At 56.9% G+C, this 21,210-nt stretch carries 20 protein-coding genes and 1 riboswitch; of the genes, 18 read left to right on the top strand and 2 right to left on the bottom strand.

Annotation, left to right across the window (positions count from 1 at the left end; translation table 11 throughout):
• From nirD to J0A66_RS18620, 18 genes are all read left to right on the top strand, one after another.
• Entirely contained in the window at nucleotides 1–378 is a 378-nt protein-coding gene (nirD, locus tag J0A66_RS18705; protein ID WP_206575378.1) for a nitrite reductase small subunit NirD, read from the top strand.
• Nucleotides 378–3,110: a nitrate reductase gene (locus J0A66_RS18700; RefSeq protein ID WP_206575377.1), complete on the top strand. Its 2,733-nt coding sequence runs from the start codon at nucleotides 378–380 to the stop codon at nucleotides 3,108–3,110. Before nirD ends, J0A66_RS18700 begins: the two co-directional genes overlap by 1 nt.
• Entirely contained in the window at nucleotides 3,107–3,958 is an 852-nt protein-coding gene (gene cobA / locus J0A66_RS18695) for a uroporphyrinogen-III C-methyltransferase (protein WP_206575376.1), read from the top strand. Before J0A66_RS18700 ends, cobA begins: the two co-directional genes overlap by 4 nt.
• A gap of 16 nt (nucleotides 3,959–3,974) precedes the next feature.
• A complete protein-coding gene (locus J0A66_RS18690; RefSeq protein WP_206575375.1) occupies nucleotides 3,975–5,147 on the top strand; it encodes an alginate export family protein in 1,173 nt (390 codons plus the stop codon).
• 104 nt (nucleotides 5,148–5,251) lie between these two features.
• Nucleotides 5,252–5,427: riboswitch (molybdenum cofactor riboswitch) on the top strand.
• Entirely contained in the window at nucleotides 5,416–6,384 is a 969-nt protein-coding gene (moaA, locus tag J0A66_RS18685; protein ID WP_206575374.1) for a GTP 3',8-cyclase MoaA, read from the top strand. It overlaps the preceding riboswitch by 12 nt.
• Entirely contained in the window at nucleotides 6,384–6,926 is a 543-nt protein-coding gene (mobA, locus tag J0A66_RS18680; protein ID WP_206575373.1) for a molybdenum cofactor guanylyltransferase, read from the top strand. Before moaA ends, mobA begins: the two co-directional genes overlap by 1 nt.
• A gap of 16 nt (nucleotides 6,927–6,942) precedes the next feature.
• A complete protein-coding gene (gene moaB, locus J0A66_RS18675) occupies nucleotides 6,943–7,482 on the top strand; it encodes a molybdenum cofactor biosynthesis protein B (protein ID WP_206575372.1) in 540 nt (179 codons plus the stop codon).
• Nucleotides 7,483–7,485: 3 nt separating this feature from the next.
• On the top strand, nucleotides 7,486–7,974 hold the full coding sequence (gene moaC, locus J0A66_RS18670; RefSeq protein WP_206575371.1) for a cyclic pyranopterin monophosphate synthase MoaC: 489 nt from the start codon (nucleotides 7,486–7,488) through the stop codon (nucleotides 7,972–7,974).
• Complete coding sequence (gene moaD / locus J0A66_RS18665; protein WP_206575370.1) at nucleotides 7,971–8,216, top strand: molybdopterin synthase sulfur carrier subunit; 246 nt, start codon at nucleotides 7,971–7,973, stop codon at nucleotides 8,214–8,216. Before moaC ends, moaD begins: the two co-directional genes overlap by 4 nt.
• Nucleotides 8,217–8,219: 3 nt before the next feature.
• Nucleotides 8,220–8,681: a molybdopterin synthase catalytic subunit MoaE gene (moaE, locus tag J0A66_RS18660; RefSeq protein WP_206575369.1), complete on the top strand. Its 462-nt coding sequence runs from the start codon at nucleotides 8,220–8,222 to the stop codon at nucleotides 8,679–8,681.
• A 114-nt stretch (nucleotides 8,682–8,795) separates the two neighbouring features.
• Nucleotides 8,796–12,131, top strand: coding sequence for an amidohydrolase family protein (locus J0A66_RS18655; protein WP_206575368.1), 3,336 nt, complete (start codon nucleotides 8,796–8,798; stop codon nucleotides 12,129–12,131).
• A gap of 281 nt (nucleotides 12,132–12,412) precedes the next feature.
• Nucleotides 12,413–13,933: an N-acyl-D-amino-acid deacylase family protein gene (locus J0A66_RS18650; RefSeq protein WP_206575367.1), complete on the top strand. Its 1,521-nt coding sequence runs from the start codon at nucleotides 12,413–12,415 to the stop codon at nucleotides 13,931–13,933.
• A gap of 301 nt (nucleotides 13,934–14,234) precedes the next feature.
• Nucleotides 14,235–14,660 carry a DUF6157 family protein gene (locus J0A66_RS18645; protein ID WP_206575366.1) on the top strand — a complete coding sequence of 142 codons (426 nt, stop codon included), beginning with the start codon at nucleotides 14,235–14,237 and terminating at the stop codon, nucleotides 14,658–14,660.
• 197 nt (nucleotides 14,661–14,857) lie between these two features.
• Nucleotides 14,858–15,736 (top strand): class I SAM-dependent methyltransferase, encoded by an 879-nt coding sequence (locus tag J0A66_RS18640; RefSeq protein WP_206575365.1) that lies wholly within the window; start codon nucleotides 14,858–14,860, stop codon nucleotides 15,734–15,736.
• A 150-nt stretch (nucleotides 15,737–15,886) separates the two neighbouring features.
• The gene (locus J0A66_RS18635; protein ID WP_206575364.1) at nucleotides 15,887–17,095 is read left to right on the top strand and encodes a winged helix-turn-helix domain-containing protein; all 1,209 of its coding nucleotides are present in this window, start codon (nucleotides 15,887–15,889) and stop codon (nucleotides 17,093–17,095) included.
• A gap of 104 nt (nucleotides 17,096–17,199) precedes the next feature.
• Nucleotides 17,200–18,513 (top strand): metal-dependent hydrolase family protein, encoded by a 1,314-nt coding sequence (locus J0A66_RS18630; protein WP_206575363.1) that lies wholly within the window; start codon nucleotides 17,200–17,202, stop codon nucleotides 18,511–18,513.
• A 108-nt stretch (nucleotides 18,514–18,621) separates the two neighbouring features.
• Nucleotides 18,622–18,996: a DUF6713 family protein gene (locus tag J0A66_RS18625; protein WP_206575362.1), complete on the top strand. Its 375-nt coding sequence runs from the start codon at nucleotides 18,622–18,624 to the stop codon at nucleotides 18,994–18,996.
• A gap of 56 nt (nucleotides 18,997–19,052) precedes the next feature.
• Nucleotides 19,053–19,475, top strand: coding sequence for a nuclear transport factor 2 family protein (locus J0A66_RS18620; protein WP_206575361.1), 423 nt, complete (start codon nucleotides 19,053–19,055; stop codon nucleotides 19,473–19,475).
• A 124-nt stretch (nucleotides 19,476–19,599) separates the two neighbouring features.
• On the opposite strand, the gene J0A66_RS18615 is transcribed toward J0A66_RS18620, so the two are convergent.
• Both J0A66_RS18615 and J0A66_RS18610 read right to left on the bottom strand, forming a co-directional pair.
• Nucleotides 19,600–20,667 carry a tetratricopeptide repeat protein gene (locus J0A66_RS18615; RefSeq protein ID WP_206575360.1) on the bottom strand — a complete coding sequence of 356 codons (1,068 nt, stop codon included), beginning with the start codon at nucleotides 20,665–20,667 and terminating at the stop codon, nucleotides 19,600–19,602.
• Between the two features lie 45 nt (nucleotides 20,668–20,712).
• Entirely contained in the window at nucleotides 20,713–21,210 is a 498-nt protein-coding gene (locus J0A66_RS18610; protein ID WP_206575359.1) for an Ig-like domain-containing protein, read from the bottom strand.

Genomic DNA, 21,210 nt, shown 5'->3' with positions numbered 1-21,210 from the left:
ATGCAGTGGAACAGCCTTTGTAAGATCAGTGACTTAATCGATAACTCCGGTGTGTGCGCTTATCTGGAAGAAGAAGAGGGCACGGGCAGGCAACTGGCCCTGTTTAAACTGGTGCTGGCGGATGGCGGGCAGAAACTCTTCGCCATTGATAACTGGGATCCCATAGGTCAGGCCAATGTACTGAGCCGTGGCATTGCCGGCAGCATTCAGGGTGAGCCGGTGGTGGCCTCGCCGTTGTACAAGCAGCGCTTCTCACTGGTGACTGGCCGCTGCCTGGACGATGACAGTGTCCGGGTGCCCGTGTACCCGGTCCGTCTCCATGAGGGGGCTGTACAGGTAGCCAATGTCCAGCTTGCCGAGCTGGAGGAAGCCTGCTGATGGGATCTGCTGCAAGCCTCTGTACTACCACTTGTCCCTATTGCGGCGTGGGCTGCGGGGTGGATGTCAGCCTGGGCCGGAATAATGACGGGCAACCTATGATTGACTCGTTGCAGGGCAGCCCTGAACATCCGGCCAACCACGGCAAGTTGTGCATCAAGGGCAGCAAACTGCAGCAAACCAACAGGTTAGAACATCGCCTGCTGGTACCACGGATTGCAGGGCAGGAAGTGGGTTGGCAGCAGGCAATCGAAAAGGTTGCCGCCGGCTTCAGCGACGCCATCGCCCGGCATGGGCCTGACGCGGTGGCCTTTTATGTGTCTGGTCAGCTTCTGACCGAAGATTACTATGTGGCTAACAAGCTGATGAAGGGCTACATCGGCAGCGCCAATATCGACACCAATTCGCGCCTGTGCATGTCCTCGGCGGTGGCGGGTTACAAACGGGCCTTCGGCGCCGATGCCATGCCCTGTTGCTATGAGGATCTGGAACAAACCGAGTTGCTGATCCTTGTGGGCTCCAACGCGGCCTGGACCCACCCGGTGCTGTACCAGCGTATGGAAAGGGCGAAACAGCTCAACCCGGCGCTCAAGCTGGTCAACATCGATCCCAGGCAAACCGCCACCACGGAGCTTGCCGATCTGCATCTGGCCATCCGGCCGGGTACCGATGTGGTGCTGTTTAATGGGCTACTGGCCTACCTGGCAGCCCACGAGTTGCTGGACAGGGATTTTATTGAGGGCCATACACAGGGAATTGAGCGGGCGCTGGCAAAAGCGGCTGAGTGGCCCCTGGAGCGGGTGGCAAACACCTGTGACCTGCCGGTAAAGGATCTGCGTCTGTTCTACCGCTGGTTTGCCGACAGTTCCTCTGCACTGAGCTTTTTCTCCATGGGGGTCAACCAGTCCACCAGCGGCACGGACAAGGTCAATGCCATTATCAACTGCCATCTGGCCAGCGGTAAGATCGGCAAACCGGGCAGCGGACCCTTTTCCATTACCGGCCAGCCCAATGCCATGGGCGGGCGGGAAGTGGGCGGGCTGGCCACCCTGCTGGCGGCGCACCTGGATCTGCACAGCGCCGCCCACAGACAGCTGTTGCAGGACTATTGGCAATCTCCCACCATGGCCCACAAGGCCGGCCTGCCGGCCGTGGAACTCTTTCAGCAAATGGCGCAGGGTAAGATCAAGGCCTTATGGATTATGGGGACCAATCCCATGGTCAGCCTGCCGGACAGCAATCTGGTCAGACAGGCCCTTAAGCGCTGCGAGCTGGTGGTGGTGTCGGATTGTGTGGCCCATAACGATACCCTTGCCCTGGCCCATGTGCAGTTGCCGGCCGCCACCTGGTCAGAAAAAGACGGCACGGTGACCAACTCAGAGAGGCGCATTTCCCGGCAGCGGGGGTTTTTACCACCGCCGGGCCAGGCCATGCCCGACTGGCAGATACTCTGCGCCGTGGCCAGGGCAATGGGCTTTTCCGGCTTTGATTTTGGCCATCCGGGGGAGATTTTCGATGAGTATGCCCGTCTCACCGGATTAGAAAATCAGGGTCGCCGTGCGCTGGATATCTCTGCGCTGGCCGGATTGACCCACAGCGAGTATGACCGCCTGGCGCCGGTGCAATGGCCGGTGTCGGCCAAGAGTCGCCAGGGCAGCAAACGCCTTTTCACTGATGGTCACTTCTATACCCCCGACGGCCGGGCCAATTTTGTCGCCCTGGATTATCAGCCGCCGCAGCAGCGCACGGACCAGGCATTCCCCTATGTGCTTAACAGCGGCCGGATACGGGATCAGTGGCACACCATGACCCGCACCGGGCAGGCAGCCGAGCTGATGCAGCACGAAGACCGGCCCTGGCTGCGTATACACCCGCAGGATGCAGCAACTCTGGGGCTCGCCGGAGGGCAGCTTGCCGCACTGAGTGCACGGCATTGCCAGGGGCAGCAGGTGATCCTGCCGGTTAAACTGGACGCCGGTGTGCGCCGGGGGGAGCTGTTTGCGCCCATGCACTGGAATGGACAGTTTGCCAGTCACGGGGCGATAGGCAGCCTGTTTGCGCCGCTGAGCGATCCTTACTCCTTTCAGCCCGGGCTTAAGCACGCTGCAGTGGCGGTGGAACCGGTTGACCATCAGCATTACGGCCTGCTGTTGTGCCGCCGTTCCCTGCAGATCGGTCAACTGACAGAACTGGCCGATTACTGGCTGAAAATCCCCCTGGATAAGGGACTGTATTACCTGCTGGCCAGCCGGGCGCCAAACTGGCATCTGCTGGCGCAGTATTGGCCGGCCGAAGAATCATTGAGTCAGGGCAGGGGAGCCGCCTGCCTGGCCCTGCAACAGGGCAGACTGGACTGGGCCCTGACCGATAGCCCGTCGGGCCTGCCGTCGCTGCCCACTGCTTATCTGCAAAGCCTCCTGGATACCGGGGTTCTGTCGGCTGAGCAGCAGTCTGGCTGGCTGCGCGGCGAGCCGGATAAGATCTATTGCCAGGGGCGGCAGATTTGCAGTTGCTTCAAGGTCCATGAAAAACAGGTGCTGGAGGCCATCGCAGCCGGGCAGGACAGCGTCGGTAAACTGGGCGCCAGCCTTCAATGCGGCACAGGTTGCGGGTCCTGTAAGCCCGAGCTCAGCCGGCTGCTCAAGACGCCTGTTCAACCTGCTTTTTCTGGCGGCCAGTCTGAAGGTTCTTTGGACCAGCGGGCCGCCATCCTGCTGGAGGAGGCAGTATGATTTCGACATTTTTCCGGGCTGCGTGGCCCAGATCCGGTCTGGCCGACAGACGGGGACACCAGTGTCTGCAGGCGGCATCTGGCTCCTCAGCGCCCGGCAAGGTCTATCTCATCGGGGCAGGTCCCGGCGATGCGGAGCTTCTGACCCTCAAGGCCTGGCGGATGATCCAGCAGTCCGATCTGGTGCTCTTTGATGATCTGGTCAGCGAGGAGATGCTGGCCATGCTGCCTGCGCATATCGAGAAGCGCTATGTGGGCAAACGTTGCGGCCAGCACAGTCTGAGTCAGCAGCGTATCTGTCAGTTACTGGTGGAAGAAGCCCAATCCGGCAGAACCATTGCCAGGCTTAAGGGCGGCGATCCGGCTGTTTTCGCCCGCAGCGCAGAGGAATGTGACGCATTGGAACAGGCCGGTATCGACTTTGCCATTGTGCCGGGCATCACCGCCGCCTCAGGATTGTCGGCATGGTGTGGCATTCCCCTTACCCACAGGGAATGTGCCCAGTCCGTGCGCTTTATTACCGCCAGGATGCAAAGCGCAGAATCTGAACCAGACTGGACCAGTCTGGTGGGCAATCAGACCGAGACCCTGGTGTTCTATATGGGCCTTAATCGTCTGGAGCTTATCTGCCAACGACTGGTTCAGCACGGCATGGACCCGGAAATGCCGGTAGCCGTGGTGGAAAAGGTCAGCCTGGCGGATCAGCAGATGATCCTGGGCGATCTCACCGATATTGCCAGCAGGGTCAGGGAGCAATCCTTAAACGGACCCGCGCTGATCCTGGTCGGCGAAGTCATCAGGCATCGCTACCCGGTCAGTCCGGCTTTACTCAACACTATCAGGGCTTAAGCCTCAAGGAGAAAGCATGTTAAAAGCATCCGTGGCCATAGCCTCAGTATTGATCCTCAGCCCTGCCCAGGGTCAGGACCTCAGCCAGGCATTGAAGGAAGGAAGCCTGGACTTGCAACTTCGCTACCGTCTGGAGGCGGTGGATCAGGAAAATCTGCCCGAAAATGCCCTGGCCAACACCCTGCGCACCCGACTGACAGCAAAAAGCGGCAACTGGCAGGGCGTGAGGGCCGTGCTGGAATTTGATTATGTGACGGAGCTGTTCGATAAGGACTACAACGACACCCTCAACGGCAACGGCGACTATCCGGTGGTGGCCGACCCGGCCGGTGCCGATTTGAACCAGGCCTTTTTGCGCTACAAGGGAAATGAGGGACTGACTCTGGATCTGGGACGCCAGCGGATTTTGTACAGCAATCAGCGCTTTGTCGGCAGTGTCGGCTGGCGTCAGCAGGAGCAAACCTTCGACGGCTTCCGCCTTCAGTACCAGGCGGCGCAGAATCTGCATCTGGATTATGCCTATGTCAGCCGGGTCAACCGCATCTTCGGGCCCGACAGCGCGGCGGGGCAACTGGACGGCAAGCTGCATTTGCTGAATATGATCCACCAGTTAGGTGACGGGCACCAATGGCAGGTGTTTTATCATCATCTGGACTTTGACCAGGCCCTGGCACTGAGCAATCAGACCCTGGGTCTGGATTATCAGTTTAAACAAAGCGGATGGGGCGCACATCTGGCCTATGCCCGCCAGCAGGAGGCCGGCGAGCATCCGGCAGACTACAGTACGGATTATCTGGCCCTGGATGGCTGGTTAAAGCTCAACGCCGTTACCCTGGCCGCAGGATTGGAGATCCTGGGCAGCGATAAGGATCAGGGCTTTATCACGCCCCTTGCCACGTTGCACAAATTCCAGGGCTTTGCCGATAAGTTTCTCTCCACCCCGGCACAGGGCATCGAAGATCGCTGGCTGAAGCTGTCCACCAGGTTGCGCGATGTGGATCTGTCCTTGATTTACCATCAGTTCCTGGCAGCAGAAGGCCAAGGGGATTATGGCTCTGAATGGGATGCCCAGGCCGGTTATCAGTTTGCAGCGAATGTGCAGTTGCTGGCCAAGCTGGCATTGTACGAGGCCGATGAGTTTGCCACCGACACCAGCAAGTTCTGGCTGCAACTTAGCGCAAAATACTGAGAGCAGTCGGATTTTTCTGCTCATGCATGGATTGCAAGCCTGCCTTTGGGCTATGCTCCAGGAACGCGAAATCTGTGACCGACTTGCCGGGTCTGTATGGATCCGGCAATAAACACTACCGAGCCTTTGTGCCTACCCCCGCCGCTATCCGCCGGGCAGGGTTCACTGGCCGCAGACAACCAAGGTTGATCTGCCAGGGTTGCAAGAGAAATCGACCAGCCTCCCAACGGAGCGACGACACCAATCGTCGCTCAAGGAAAGGTAAACAATGCTAGAAGACAGATACGGACGGCGCTTTCATTATCTGCGCCTGTCCATCACCGATGTGTGCAACTTTCGTTGCGACTATTGCCTGCCGGATGGCTACCAATGCGACACCGAGCGGGACTTTCTGCAACTGGATGAAATCGACACCCTGGTCCAGGCCTTTGCCGGTCTTGGCACCAGCAAGATTCGCCTCACCGGAGGGGAGCCGTCACTGCGCAGGGATTTGCCTGAGATTATCGACCGCTGCGCAACAACCCCCGGTATCGACAAGATCGCCATTACCACCAACGGCTATAGGCTGCCTGAGATGGTGGAAGACTGGGCTAATGCGGGGCTGACGTCGCTGAATGTGAGCATGGACAGCCTGGATCCCCGCCAGTTCAATGCCATCACCGGCCACAACAAGCTGGACACCATTCTGGCCGGCCTGGACAAGGCCCTGGCCCTGGGCCTTAAGGTCAAGGTCAATGCCGTACTGCTCAAACCCTACAGCGATGAGCAACTGAACAGCTTCCTCCTCTGGCTGAAGAAGATGCCGGTGACCCTGAGATTTATCGAACTGATGCAGACCGGCGATAATCAAGCCTACTTTAAGACCAATCATGTATCCGGAGCGCCGGTTAAACGGCAACTGCTGGAACAGGGCTGGGTGCAGGTGCTAAGGGACAAGGCGGCAGGACCCGCCCAGGAATTTTCCCATCCGGATTATGCCGGGCGTATAGGTTTGATCATGCCCTACAGCAAGGATTTTTGCGCCACCTGTAACCGCCTGCGGGTATCGGCACTGGGCAAGTTGCATCTGTGCCTGTTTGCCGAACAGGGCTTGGATCTGCGGCCCCTGATCCAAACCGGCGACGTGCCGGCCCTGCAGCAGCGCCTGGTGGCACTGCTGGGCCACAAAGAAGCCAGTCACTGGCTGGACGAAGGCGTTACCGGCGCCACCCGCCACCTGGCTATGCTGGGGGGCTGATGTTGTTCGGGGCGGTGCTGGCCGGGGGCCGCTCCAGCAGAATGGGCCAGGATAAGGCCCTGCTGGAGCTCGACGGCCAGAGTCTGCTGGAGCGGGCAGTCATGCTGCTAAAATCTGTCGGTTGTGATCAGATCCTGGTCAGTCGAAACCAGCCCGGTTTTATTCAGGACAGCCTTAGGGACAAAGGTCCTCTTGGGGCAGTTTATAGCCTGCTTAATGCAGCACAAGGCCAGTCCCAATGGCTGATTATTCCGGTGGATATGCCGGCATTAACGGTTGAACTGATGCAACTGCTGGTGGCGGCAGGGCAACAGCATCAACAGGCCTGCTACTTTAATTCCTCGCCTCTGCCCCTGTACCTGCCGGACGGGCAGGCGGCAAGGGCGGTGGACTACCTGCTGCAACAAGACAAGCTGGCGGTGCAGGGCTTATTATCCAGCCTGCCTGCCCGGGGATTGCCCTGCAACCATCCGCAGCAGCTTGAGAATCTGAATTATCCCGGTGACTGGCAGCGTTTCAGTCGCCAACCAGAGTTGAATTGATCTAACCGGAGTATTCATGCCCCAACCATCCGTTACCGAACCCATCGCTTTGCAGATTGCCGTACTGACGGTGTCCGACAGTCGCAATGAACAGACCGACACCTCGGGCGCCTACCTGGTGGAAGCCCTGATCCAGTCCGGCCATCAACTGGCCGAACGGGCCCTTGTTCGCGACGACATCTACCAGATCCGCGCCAGGCTCAGCGCCTGGATTGCCGATCAGCGGGTACAAGTGGTGCTGGTGACCGGCGGCACCGGCTTTTCCGGTCGTGACAGCACCCCCGAAGCCGTGGCGCCTTTGCTTGATAAGCAGGTGGAAGGTTTTGGCGAGCTGTTTCGCCAGTTGTCCTATCAGGAAATCGGTACCTCCACCTTGCAATCCAGGGCCCTGGCGGGCCTGGCCAACCGTACCCTGATTTTCTGCATGCCGGGCTCCACCGATGCCTGTAAAACCGCCTGGCAGGGGATTATCAGGGAACAACTCGATGCCGGCCACAAGCCCTGCAATTTTGTCGGCCATCTGCAGCAGAGCAAAGACTGTCAGAGCAGGGGATAATTTATGTCAGACAACCAACTCAGTCATATCAATCAGCGCGGCGAAGCCAGTATGGTGGATGTCACAGAGAAAGCCGTGACCCAGCGGGAGGCCCGGGCCGAAGGCTACGTCACCATGAAGAAGGACACGCTTACCATGATAAGCGAAGGCAAGCATGCCAAAGGAGATGTCTTTGCCGTGGCCCGCATCGCCGGCATTCAGGGGGCCAAACAGACTGCCAGTCTGATTCCTTTGTGTCATCCGCTGATGTTGTCAAAAGTGCAGGTGGAGTTCGAACCCCAACCTGAACAAAGCCGGGTCAGGATCACCAGTTTATGCAAACTGGCCGGGCAGACCGGGGTGGAGATGGAGGCTCTGACTGCAGTGTCGGTGGCGGCCCTGACTCTGTTCGATATGTGCAAGGCGGTGGACCCCGGTATGAGCATAGAAGGGGTACGCGTAACCGAAAAGTTGGGCGGCAAGACCGGCCACTGGCAGGGCACACAGCCATGATCAGGGTATTGTTCTTCGCGCAGTTACGAGAGGTCTTGCATTGCCATGAATTAAGCCTGGCCGGCCCCTTTAATGATGTGGCCGCGCTTCGAAACGAGCTGATGTCCCGTGGCGAGCCCTGGCAGGAATTTCTGCAACCGGGCAAAGCCCTGGTTGCGGTGAATCAGACCCTGGAGGAAGACAGCCGGGAGCTTAAAAGCGGTGACGAAGTGGCGTTTTTTCCACCGGTGACCGGGGGCTGAAAGATGGCAGGCAGACAAGATTATATCTCGGTACAGGAACTGGACTTCGATCAGCAGGCCGAGTATCAGGCGCTGATCCGCGACAACCCGGGGGACGGGGCGGTAGTCACCTTTACCGGCCTGGTCAGAAACCAAAATCAGGGAAAGCGGATCCTGTCCCTGACCCTGGAACACTATCCGGCCATGACAAAAAAAAGCCTTGAGCAGATAGTGCAGCAGGCGCGCAGCCGCTGGCCCCTGGGCCGGGTAAGGCTGATTCATCGCATTGGACGGCTTGAACTGGGTCAGCAGATCGTCTTTGTGGGGGTGTCCAGCACACACCGCCAGGCGGCTTTCGAGGCCTGTGAGTATATTATGGATTATCTTAAGACCCGCGCGCCCTTCTGGAAAAAGGAACAGACCGAAGAGGGAGACCACTGGGTGGAAGCCCGGGATTCTGATCACCACCAAGCCGGGCGTTGGTAGTCTTAGTTTCCGGTCGGTTGGCCGAGAAAGTCTTGCCCGATCATTCCCAAGCCCGGCTTTATGTGGCACAAAATCACTTTTGCCAAGTATTTATAACCATAAAGAGGCACCTCAATGACCCGACTCAAACCCGTTGCCCTGGCCCTGATCCTGGGGTTGGGCACCAGCGCTCCCCTGTTGGCCCAGGATAATGCCGAGAGCGCCGCCAAGTCAGACGGCGAAGCCAAAGAACAGAAATGGGATGTGCTCAATCCGCCTTTTGATTTGAGCACAGTCAAAATAGATACCGACGAGACCACCTGGTCGAGCCTGGACATCAGTCCGGACGGTAAGCATTTTGTGTTTGATGCCCTGGGCGATCTCTATATAGCGCCCATCGGCGGCGGTGAAGCCAAAGCCCTGACCAGTGATCTGGCGTTTAATCTGCATCCTGCCTTTAGTCCGGACGGTAAGCGCATTGCGTTTGTGTCAGACAGGGGGGGCAACACCAACGTCTGGACCATGGATCTGGAAGGCGGCGATCTGAAACAGGTTACCAAAATCAAAAATGACCTGATCCATTCGCCCAAATGGAGCCCCGACGGCCAGTACATTCTGGTTACCCGCGGCATCGTCTCCCGTCGCAGTATTCCGGCCGGGGAAATCTGGCAGTTCCACCACAGCGGTGGCGACGGCCTGCAGATAGCCAAGCGAGACGGTGGCGAGCAGGAGCAGAAAAACCAGGCCGATCCGGTTTTCTCTCCAGACGGTAAATACATCTATTACACCAAGGATGTGACCGGCGGCAGCGTATTTGAATATAACCGGGATCCCCTTAAGGGCATCTTCGCCATTCAACGCTACGAGCGTGACACGGGGGAGGAAATCACCCTGGTGGGCGGTGTCGGCGGCGCCGTGGTGCCCACACCTTCACCTGACGGCAAGTACCTGGCATTTGTACGCCGGGTAAGGGAAGACACCGCTCTGTTTATTCTGGATCTGGAAACCGGCCGCGAAACTCTGCTGACCGACAAGCTGGAGCGGGACATGCAGGAAGGTTTTGGCTCGGAGGGCTATTTTGCCTATTTCGACTGGACGCCGGATGGCAAACAGATCCTGTTCTGGAGTGGCGGTAAATTCCACAAGCTGGATGTAAAGAGTAAAGCGCTGGCTCAGGTGCCGGTAAAGATCAGCACTGAAAAACAGATCGCCAAGGCGCTGCGTTTCCCGGTGGATGTGGCCCCGGACACCTTCGATGTGAAAATGATCCGCTGGGCGCAGAAATCCCCGGACGGCAAAAATATGGTTTTCCAGGCCCTGGGTAAGTTGTACGTCAAGGATCTGAAATCAGGCAAGCAACGCCGCCTGACCAGCCAGAATGAACATGACGAGTACTACCCGCGCTTCTCCAACGACGGCAAATCCATTGTCTACACCACCTGGAACGACCAGACACTGGGTACGGTTCGGGTGGTGTCCGCCAAAGGCGGCAAAGGCAAGGTGATTACCGACAAGCCGGGCCATTACATTGAGCCGAGTTTCAGCGTGGATGGCGACAAGGTCGCCTATCGCAAGATAAGCGGTGGTTATATCCTGACGCCGGAATACTCCATGGAGCCGGGTCTGTATGTGGCCGATCTGAAATCCGGTGACAACAGCAAAGTGTCTTCCAGCGGTTTTGCTCCGCATTTTGCCGGTGACGACAAACGACTGTATTTCACCGACTATACGCCGGGCAGCCTGGCCACCAAGCGCAAGCTGGTCAGTGTGGATCTGAATGGCCATGACAAGCGTGAGCATCTGGATGGCGGCGATCAGGTCATAGAATACCGTCTGTCTCATGACAAGCAGTGGGTGGCCTTTACCTATCAGTACAACGCCTATATCGCCCCTTATGCGGAAACCGGCAAGCTGGTGACGGTAGGGCCCAAGATGACCAATCTACCGGTCACCCAGGTCTCCAGCCGTGCCGGCGAGTACCTCACCTGGCGGGCCGATAACCAGGCCCTGTCCTGGCACCACGGACCGCTGTTTTTTGAGCGTGAACTCAAAGACAGCTTCGCCTTTATTCAGGGCGCGGCGGACAAACTGCCAGAGCCTGAGGCTGAAGGACTGGATCTGTCCTTTAAGCACAAGGCCCATAAGCCTGAAGGAATCAAAGCACTGGTTGGGGGACGCCTGGTGACCATGCGCGGCGCCGACAATCAGCAGGAAATTATTGAAGACGGAGTGGTGCTGATAGAAGGCAACCGCATCAAGGCCGTGGGTAAACGCGGTGAGGTGGATATTCCAAAGAGCGCACAGGTGGTGGATATCAGTGGCAAAACAGTGATCCCGGGTCTGGTGGATGCCCATGCCCACGGCTCTCAGGGCAGCAATGAGATCATCCCAAGGCAGAACTGGCGTAACTATGCGGATCTGGCCTTTGGGGTGACCACAGTGCATGACCCGTCTAACGACACCAGCGAGATATTCTCGGCTTCCGAGATGCAAAAAGCCGGCGAGATCCTGGCACCGCGCATTTTCTCCACCGGCACCATCTTGTATGGGGCTAACTGGCCGGCGTACAAAGCCATTATCGATGACGCCGACGATGCTACTTTCCATCTGCAGCGGCTGAAAGATTTGGGCGCCATCTCGGTGAAATCCTACAACCAGCCCCGTCGTGATGTGCGCCAGCAGATCATCAAGGCCGGTCAGGATCTGGGCATTATGGTGGTGCCGGAAGGGGCAGGGCGCTTCCAACTGGATATGACCATGCTGGTGGACGGCCACACCGGATTGGAGCACTCCATCCCCTTGTCCCATGCCTACTCGGATGTGACCCAGTTGTGGGCGGCCTCTGAATACGGTTATACCCCCACCTTTGTGGTGACCATGGGTACCCTGATGGGGGAGGAGTATTGGTACGACAGGACCGAGGTGTGGAAAAACGAACGCCTTTTACGTTATACCCCCCATTATGAGCTCGACAGCCGCGCCATCCGCCGTCAGACCGCCCCGGATGAGCAGTACCATCATTTCGATGTGGCCGCGTATGCCAAAAAGCTGCGTGACGAGGGGGTGAGCGTGCATATCGGTGCCCACGGCCAGCGTCCAGGCCTTGCCGCCCACTGGGAGATGTGGATTATGCAACAGGGGGGCTTTACGCCCTGGGAAGCGCTGCGTGGCGCCACCATCGACGGGGCCCGTCACCTTGGCATGGATAAGCATATCGGCAGCCTGGAAGCGGGCAAACTGGCCGATATGGTGGTCATCGACGGCGATGTGCTAAGTGATCTGCATCGCTCCGAGTATGTGACCTACACGGTGCAAAACGGTCGCATCTTCGATGCCAGCACCATGAACGAGCTGGGCAGCAAGGAAAAACGCGCCCCGTTCTTCTTCGAGCAGCAGAATATCCGCAGCATGCCAGAGCAGACCCGCCAGGAACTGCAGGATAAGGCCCAGCGTCATCATTGGATCCACTAGGCCGGCCCTGCAAATGGCAAACTGAGACTTAAAAAAGCGGCTGCGGCCGCTTTTTTGTTGGATGCAGTGGGGGATCGCTGAGCGCCCAGCACGCCTTTGCCTCCCGGGGAATATTTGACCTCAGACACCAGATGATACTGAACAAATCCCAGGCAAGGGGCTCCTTGAGGGGCTTAGTTAAAGCCTGGTCGTCGTAAACGGCTGTGATATGAACGAATAATCACAGATATTCCTGACCGGGCTGAGATATGGTGTAGCCAGTCAGAAAAACAAGAGAAGGCATGATGAAGTTAAGTAGGCTCCTTGGACTGAGTATGGCAATACTGCTTGGCACCGCCCAGGCAGAAGAAGCTTTAGATCTGCTGATCACCAACGCGCAAGTAGTGGATGGCTCGGGCAGGGCGGTGTATGCGGCGGATGTTGGTATCCGGGACGACAGGATTGCCTTTATCGGTCAGTGGGATGAGGGAGGATCCGTCCCGGCTAAACAGCGTATCGATGCCAGGGGACGTATTCTCGCACCAGGCTTTATCGACCTGCATGCCCATGGCGATCCCCAAAAGGATGCCGCCTTTACCAATTTTCTGGCCATGGGGGTGACGAGCATTCTACTGGGTCAGGACGGCTTCGGACCGGTTGAAGATGACTACCGCCAGTGGCAGCAACAATGGGAGGAGCAGGGCAGTGGAGTGAATATCGGTATGCTGGTGGGTCACGGCAGTTTGCGACGTGCCCTGGATATCGGCAATCAGAAGGACCTAAGCGAACAGCAGATGCAGCAAATGTCGGCTCAGCTAAAACGGTCCCTTGGCAGCAGTTTTGGCCTGTCCACCGGGCTCGAATATGTGCCGGCCCTGTACGCAAAACCCCAGGAGCTGGTAGATCTGGCCCAGGTGGTGGGCAAAGCAGACCGGCTGATAATGAGCCATATGCGCAACGAGGATGACAATGCCCTGTTTGCCGCCATCGATGAACTGGCAGCACAGGGCAAACATGCCAGGGTGCATGTGTCTCATATCAAATCTGTGTATGGAAAAGGAGCCGCGAGGGGCGAGCAGATTATTGCCAGATTGACCGAACTTAAACAGCAGGGCATTGAGATCAGCGCCGATTTCTATCCCTACAACGCCAGCTATACCGGCATTGCCATTCTGTTTCCGGACTGGGCCAAGACCGGCGGGCAGTTAAAACAAGTGCTGCCTGAGCGGCGCCAGGAATTGCTGGAGCATCTTAACGCCCGGGTGAGCGCCCGTAACGGCCCCGAGGCGACTCTGTTCGGTTCCGGCCCTTACCAGGGGCTGAACCTGGCCGAGGCCGCAGAGAAAGCCGGCAAGCCCTTTGCCGAATTGCTGCTCGATGATATCGGTCCCCAGGGGGCCAGCGCCGCCTATTTCATTATGGACAAGGCACTGCAGGGGACGTTGCTGGAAGGCCCCATGGTGGCCATCAGTTCAGACGGCAGCCCCACCATGTACCATCCCAGGGGCTACGGAGCCTTTGCCAAATTGATTGAGCAGTATGTGGTCAATGAGGCACGGCTGAGCCTGGAACAGGCGGTGCACAAGGCCACTGGCCTTGCCGCCGACATCCTTAAACTGCCTGATCGTGGTCGTATTGCCGAGGGTATGAAGGCGGATCTGATTCTGTTTTATCCGGAGAAGGTCAAGGCCAATGCCGACTATAACCAGCCGCATAAACTGGCCAGCGGCTTCGACTGGGTGATAGTCAACGGCCAAATCGCCTGGCAGCAGAGTCAACCTGCAGCCAGGGCAGGCACTTTGTTGCTGCCGGAAGAGCACTGAATCCAAGTCGTCCCGGGCCTGTGGGACCCCGCAAAGAGCGGGGATGTTCTGGTCGCCTTCAGTCCTGGCTAAATGTAAGCCTTCAACTGGTCACTGGACAATATTCAGGCTAGGCCGTGGGTGGAGAAAATGCTACAAAAGCGGAATGGGGAAAAGCAGCAATTTCCTATGTTTAAAACCATGACGTTGCCGGTAATTCAAACTGTTAACTGCCCAGTGGAGTTGAACCAATCTGTCGGGAAGAGGAAGTGAACAGAAACGACCAAGACTCGAAGGCTCTTTCATAAGTCAGGTACACCCTATGTATACTACCAATTACGCTAATACCTTTATCGCCGTTGCTCCCGACTCCACCGCTTCTGTCGGCACCAAGCCGCCTGAGAAAAGTAAGCGGACCATTGCATCCTGGATGTTCACCCTGCTTTATAACCATCCGTATAAATATACCTCGGATGATCTGATCTTCGAGGTGTTTGCTGCACGAACCGACATTCCCAAACAGAGGCTTGGAACTGCGAGAACGGCGTATTTCTCGAAACCCAAAGCTTGTCTGAGAACTTCTGACCTGACAAAGAAATATGGCTGGGGTATTCACGCGGATGAGCAGTCGCGCATCGCTCTTTACGCGGTAGAGTCAAAGGAGTACGAAGATTTTGTTTCAGGTAGACGAACGGACAGTACCGGCAAACCGGTCAGCACCACCTTTGCTATGCGATCCAAGAGATAGGGCAGACCCTTTGCAAAGCCTGCCAGGGGCAGTACCTGGTCCTGGGCTGCCCCCTTGCACAGGAGTAAAAGCCCGGCCTGGACTTTTTCAGCCTTATTCCTCTTTGTGCCACCAAAATGTGGCAGAGATGGGAAAGGGGAAACCCATTGCCTTCGTTAACCGCCTGCTAGGGGCGATAGAAACCACCTGGGCAAGCTATGAACAAAGAGGCCGAAGTCATGCGTACTTCAACTAAGGATCTGGAAGATGATAGGGCGGAACAGCGCCACCAATGGGACAACGTTGCCGCCGGGTGGAAAAAGTGGTGGCGGACTATCGAGGATGGCGCGCAATGTGTAAGCAAGCGCATGGTCGAACTGGCTGAAGTCGAACCCGGTCAGCAGGCGCTGGATATTGCCACCGGAATTGGCGAACCGGCAATGCTGGTGGCAAGACGAGTAGGTCCTGCAGGGCGGGTGGTCGCAATGGACTTCTCCGCTCAGATGCTCGAAATCGCCCGACAAAGAGCCAGGACGTTGGGGCTGACCAATGTGGAGTTTATCGAAGCGGATGCCGAGAGTCTGGATTTTCCTGACGGCAGCTTTGATAGCATTTTCTGCCGGTGGGGTTTAACCTCTTTGTCCAAGCCGTTGCACACCTTGGCCCTGATACGAAGTATGCTGACTCCCGCAGGTTCATTCGCTGCAGCTGTCTGGAAAGAGGGAACGGAGGGACGCCCTCTGGCCGGCCTGGCGACGGCTGTCGCCCATGAGATGTTTGATTTGCTCTGGCCAACGCAGTCCTCTGCGTCTGCAGAACCTGAGGAGGGGTTGGACAAGAAGCTGATTCAGGCAGGGTTTAAGGACGTACGGATTGAAGAGATAACGCTGATCCTGACGTTTCCATCCGCTCAAAACTGCATTGAGTATCTTATGGATGTGTCGCCGGAGCTAGCCGCTTTGCTTGCAAATCAGTCGTCCGGTCAGCAGGCCGAGTATCGGCGCAGGCTTGCCGAAAAATTACGACCGTACGTGACATCAGAAGGCGGGGTACAGATCCCCAACGTCACTTTCTGCGCGGCGGGGAGAAAAGGATGACCGGTCTGTCTCAGTTGGAATGGGCCGGCAGTTCAGAGGCGTTGCCCTTAAAGGTTTGCGGATCCCCGATTGCCGGGTTCAGGGGCAGTGGATACCGCCCGACAGCTATTCATGGGACGCCCACCCCGCTTCTGTATGCATCTGGTATCTATGAACAAAATTGAAATCAAACACCCCAAAGATCAGCAAAGATTACGCCGGCTGGCCCTGGCCGCCCAGGGATTGTTGCAGGCCCAGCTTTTTGGCAGGGGCCTTTCAGGGGCGCGTAAGGCCATTGAGCATCTGGGCTATGTACAGATCGATACCATCTCGGTGGTAGAGCGGGCCCATCATCATGTGTTTTATAACCGGGTGCCGGGTTTTGCCCCGGATATGCTGCACCGCCTGTTACAGCGGCGCGGTATTTTCGAGTACTGGTCCCATGCAGCGGCGTTTTTGCCCATGGAGGACTTTCGCTTTTCACTGCCTTACAAAGAGGCGATTAAAAGTGGCCAGATCCACTGGCGGAAAAATCCGGATACCAAGCTGATGGGAGAATTGTTGGCCCGGATCCGGGCCGAAGGGCCGCTGCGCTCGCGGGATCTGGACAGCGGGCAGAGCAAGGGCGCCGGCTGGTGGGACTGGAAACCGGAGAAAAAGGCCCTGGAGCAGCTGTATATGCAAGGCGATCTGATGGTCAGTGACCGTGATGGCTTTCAGAAAACCTATGATTTGACCGAGCGCGTACTGCCAGAAGGCGTGGATACCTCCACACCGGATATGGCGGAATTTGCCGTGCACCTTGTTGAACAACAGTTGCGCTGCCATGGTTTTGCCACGCTAAAGGGCCTGACCTATCTGCGCCGTATCAAAGGATTGCGTCAGGCGGTCAAAGCCCTGGTGGATGAGCGACTCTCACAAGGGCAGTTGGAGCAGGTCAGCCTGGGCAGCGAGCTGTTTATCCTCGAAGCAGGCGCGTTGGAGCAGCCGCTGCCCAGGGTCAACGGCCGGCTGCAGATCCTCTCGCCTTTTGATAATGCGGTGATCCAACGGGAGCGACTCAAAGCCATTTTTGGCTATGACTATCAGATTGAATGTTATGTACCCGGGCCAAAGCGCCGCTATGGGTATTTCTGCCTGCCGCTGTTGTACCGCGACGAATTTATCGGCCGGATGGACTGCAAGGCGCACCGCAAAACCGGCCGGCTGGAAATCAAGTCTGTACATTTTGAGCCGCATCGGTTTGATCAGGATACATTGACGGCCGCCTTTGCGGAGGCCGTGAGCCAGTTCTGCCGGTTCCAGCAATGTGACTCGGTGTCTTTAACCCTGGTTCAGCCCGGTTATTTGAAAGAACCGCTTCAAAGCGCGTTGAGGTAATCCGGATGACAGTGCTGAGTGTTTCTGTTCGCAGGGGCGGGTTTCTCTATCCATCCCACTGGGACTAGTATTAAGCCACTTTGGTTAATTATCAGGCAATCACCATGACACTTGGCAAGTGGCTTAACCGTCTCGGCCTGCTATGCATGTACTGCATGCCGGCAATGCTTTGGGCTCAGGAGGAGGCCCAGCTTATCCAGGCCGGCCGTTATCTGGATCTTACCAGTGGTGAGCTGATTGAAAATGTTCACATCCGGGTTCAGAACGGCCTGATCCATAGCATTGGCGAAGGGAAGGCAGCCGGGCAGGGCGGGACAGTGATCGACCTGTCTGACTACACCCTGCTGCCGGGTCTGATCGATACTCACACCCATCTTTGTGACAATGCCTATATGGGCGATGACTTCGACTACTGGACCTATCCGGCGGCGACCTTTGGTATAGTAGGCACAGTGAATGCCAGGATTACCCTGGAGGCCGGCTTCACCACCGTGCGTAATGTCTCTGAGCCCTTTTATGCGGATATTGCCCTGCGTGACGCCATCAACAAAGGTTGGATAGCGGGCCCCAGGATGTATGTGAGTGGCCCCATGATTACCATGTCAGGGGGGCACGGTAACTGGGGAAACTGGATTGCGTCCCAGCATCAGGTCATCACCCAGGCCCATATGGTGGCCGATGGGCCGGATGAAGTGCGAAAAGCCGTCCGGTTGCACATTAAGCACGGTGTGGATCTGATTAAGATCGCCGCCACCGGTGGGTTTGGCACCCCCGGCAGCATTCCCGGAGCGGCTTCTTATACCGTGGAGGAAATGTCAGCGGCTGTTGTGGAAGCACGCAAGCGGGGTCTGAAGGTGGCGGCCCATGCACATGGTGCAGAGGGAATCAAGAACGCCCTGGCTGCCGGGGTCTGGTCAATAGAACATGCAGCGCTGATAGACGCAGAGGCGATCAGGTTGATGAAAGAGCAGGATGTGTTTCTGGTCATGGATCTGCTGTCGGCTCATTACGACCTGGTCGAAATCAATCAGGACTATTCGGACAAGCAGCTTGGATCCAGTAATGCCCAAGAGTTTGCCAACTATATGCAGCGCTTTGGTGAAGCGCATCGTGCCGGAGTTAAGATGGCTTTTGGCACCGATGCTAGTGTGTATCCCCATGGCCGTAATGGGCGGCAGTTCAGTCTGATGGTTAAGGCCGGGATGACGCCTCTTGAGGCTATCAGAGCGGCAACAACAACGGCCGCGGCACTAATTGGCATAGAGGATCAGACCGGCACTATTGAGCCGGGTAAATGGGCGGATATGATTGCCGTGCGCGGCAATCCGCTGGAGGATGTCAGGGTGCTGGAAGAGGTGGTCTTTGTGATGAAGGACGGTAGAGTGCATAAATGGACCGGCCAGAACAATCACAGGTAGCTGGTTCTTTTCAGTCCGTAAACCGGCTGGTGATCTTCCGATCCCGCACTGGGGAAATTGATTGTGCTTGATCGGACTAAACATAGCGAACAGCCAGGAGGCTGAAAAATGGAAAAAGGCTACTTCTGGACCATGTGTGCGCTGTTTCTGCACCAGATTGATGCTGCCTTTTGGCATGAGTGGGATATGTTCTGGCTACCCGGCGGCATCCAGGGCTATCTGGTTTTCAATGCCGTTGCCATCCCGGTGGTACTGTTAGGCTACCGGCACATCGTGACCGGCACCCGCAAAGCTGTGGTTTATGCCAGCTTATGCTCGGCATTGGGGGCACTCACCTTTATCATTCACTTGGGTTTTGCCCTGGCCGGGTATGAGCAATTCCATTTGCCCGTTTCCATATTATTGATTGTTCTTTGCCTGGCAGGAGCCCTCTGGTTGGCTGTGGCTATCTATAAACAGGGACAAGCTCGCAACCTGGCTTAGTAAGGGGGCGTACCCTGCGTTAACATAACCTCAGTTATCCCTGTAAAGGACCACCAATGCGATTTCTGATCCTGATGCTAAGCCTGCTTGCCGCTTGCTTCCCGGCCTTTGCCGGACCGCCTGAAGTTGAAAACGAACAGATTGTCCGGGACTTCCTTGCCGCTTTTAACGAACATAACAGTGCTGCCATGGCAGAACTGGTGACAGCAGACGTGCAGTGGCTGTCCATTGACGGAGAAGCGTTGTTGGTTGAGGCCAAGGGCAAAGCGGCGCTGGTTGAGTCAATGGACAGTTATTTTTCCTCCTGCGCCAGTTGTCGATCACGGATAACCGAATTAACGGTGTTAAAAGACAGGATCAGCGCCGTGGAGGTGGCAAGCTGGCAGAGCAGAGAGGGCCTTCAGCAGCAGCGCGCGTTGTGCGTATATGAGTTTTCCGGCGGCCTGATCCGGCGGGTGTACTATTTTCCCGATGAGTAGCAGGTAGTTAAAGCCTGTAACGGAATGCTCCTCGCAGATCCTAATACAGGCCTTTCTATCATTTGGGCTCCTGAGCGGCATCGTTGCTCTGTCACCGCAATCCAAGCATGGTGGAGCAGGCCGACTAAGGCACGACCTGCAGTTTGGCCTTATTAAGCAGGGCCATATCGGTGGCAGACTTTGCATGCTCTGCATTCAACCGGGCCCAGTAGGCCGCCTGCTGCGGATCAGGATCCACATAGAGGTAGAATTTTGCCATCTCGGCTGCATGGGCATAATTGTGCTCAGCGCTACGTTGGCTAATCCTGGCCTGCATGGCTTCAAGCCACTGCTGACCGGCCTGGGTAAATCTTTCCGCCATGGCCAGTCGCAGCAGCAACGCATCGTTGATCGGAGACTTCGAGGCTGTCAGGGCCGTCAGCCTGTCCAACACTTGCTGATGATTTTTCAAAGCGAACTGCACATCTGCCCACAGGGCAACATAGCTGACCGGTGCACCAGCCAGTTTGGATTCATCCAGATGGCTCATGGCTGCATCAGGTTTATCCAGTCCAAGCGCCAGCTCCGCCAGAATCTGACTAATCCAGTACTGTTGGCCGGTATCTGCCACGGGTGACAGGCTGATGGTTCTGAGCAGGCTCTGGTAAAGCTCTGGCAGATTATCCGGCTGCATCTGCATACGAGTGTCGGTGACGCAGGCAGCGATCAGGCTATTGCCGGTCTGGCCTATTAACTGACGGCAGGCAGACAGCGCCTGTTCGTGCTCGCCGAGGTTATTGGCGACCGAGGCGCTGAGCAGTAACAGACTGGCGTCGTGGGGCGCAAGCTCTAACGCCTTTGTCAGCGAGTTCTGAGCGGCCTGAAAATCATGCTGGTGCTGTTGCAGCCTGGCCAGCAGGTACAAGCGCTTTACAGACTCGTCCTCACCGCTGGTGTTAGCTTGTTCCAACACTTCCCGGAGTCTGTCTAGCTCTGCATCAGTGGCACTGAGGTAGGGCAGTCTGGATACTTCCTCCTGCAGTTGCACAAAACTCAGTGTGCCGGGGTCATGCTGTGAGGTTTTGTCATCCTGGTGACGGTGGTTCTCGTGGCCGATGGCGCTGCCGCTCCAGCCGCCGGCGGCGATCAGCAATATACCCAGACCAAGGGTGAACAGGCTTTGGATACGGCCCATAGGAATATATGTCGTCATTGTCTTACCTTTTAGTGCATGGCCTTCCCTGGCCAATCTGGTATGTCAGTCAATCAACAGGTCGTCATAGGCCTCGGGCTGTGTGACGTCGTTGCTGATATCACGACCGTTCAAGCGTAGTGGCATGTCTCCGGGCGCCTGGGCAAATGCGTCGCGGCTGAGCTGCGAAAACAACAGCGCCAATGCTTCCACCGTAACGGAAACCGTGCCTGATACCGGGTCATTCTGACCATCGCTCACCGTAAAGGTAAAGCTGTCCTGTCCGGTAAACTCCAGCCTCGGCTCATAGGTGAATTCCCCGTTGCTGCTGACGGTGACCGAACCATTTTCAGGCGACTGACCAAGGGCATAGGTCAGGGGATCATTGTCCGGATCACTTGCATCAAGGTTGTCGTTGATCGCCACTTCGGTCTGGGTGGTCAGTTGGGCATCCATGGCGGTCGGTGCGCTGTTGGTATCCGGCTGTTCCATGTCGTCGTCATCGTCGTGAAAACAGCCCGTCAGTGTCAGTGTTATTGCACTGATAATTAGTAGTTTATTCAT

Source organism: Bowmanella dokdonensis (assembly GCF_017254865.1).
Taxonomy (GTDB): domain Bacteria; phylum Pseudomonadota; class Gammaproteobacteria; order Enterobacterales; family Alteromonadaceae; genus Bowmanella; species Bowmanella dokdonensis.
The sequence above is the reverse complement of the archived record's forward strand: the minus strand, read 5'-3'. Positions and strand labels throughout refer to the sequence as shown.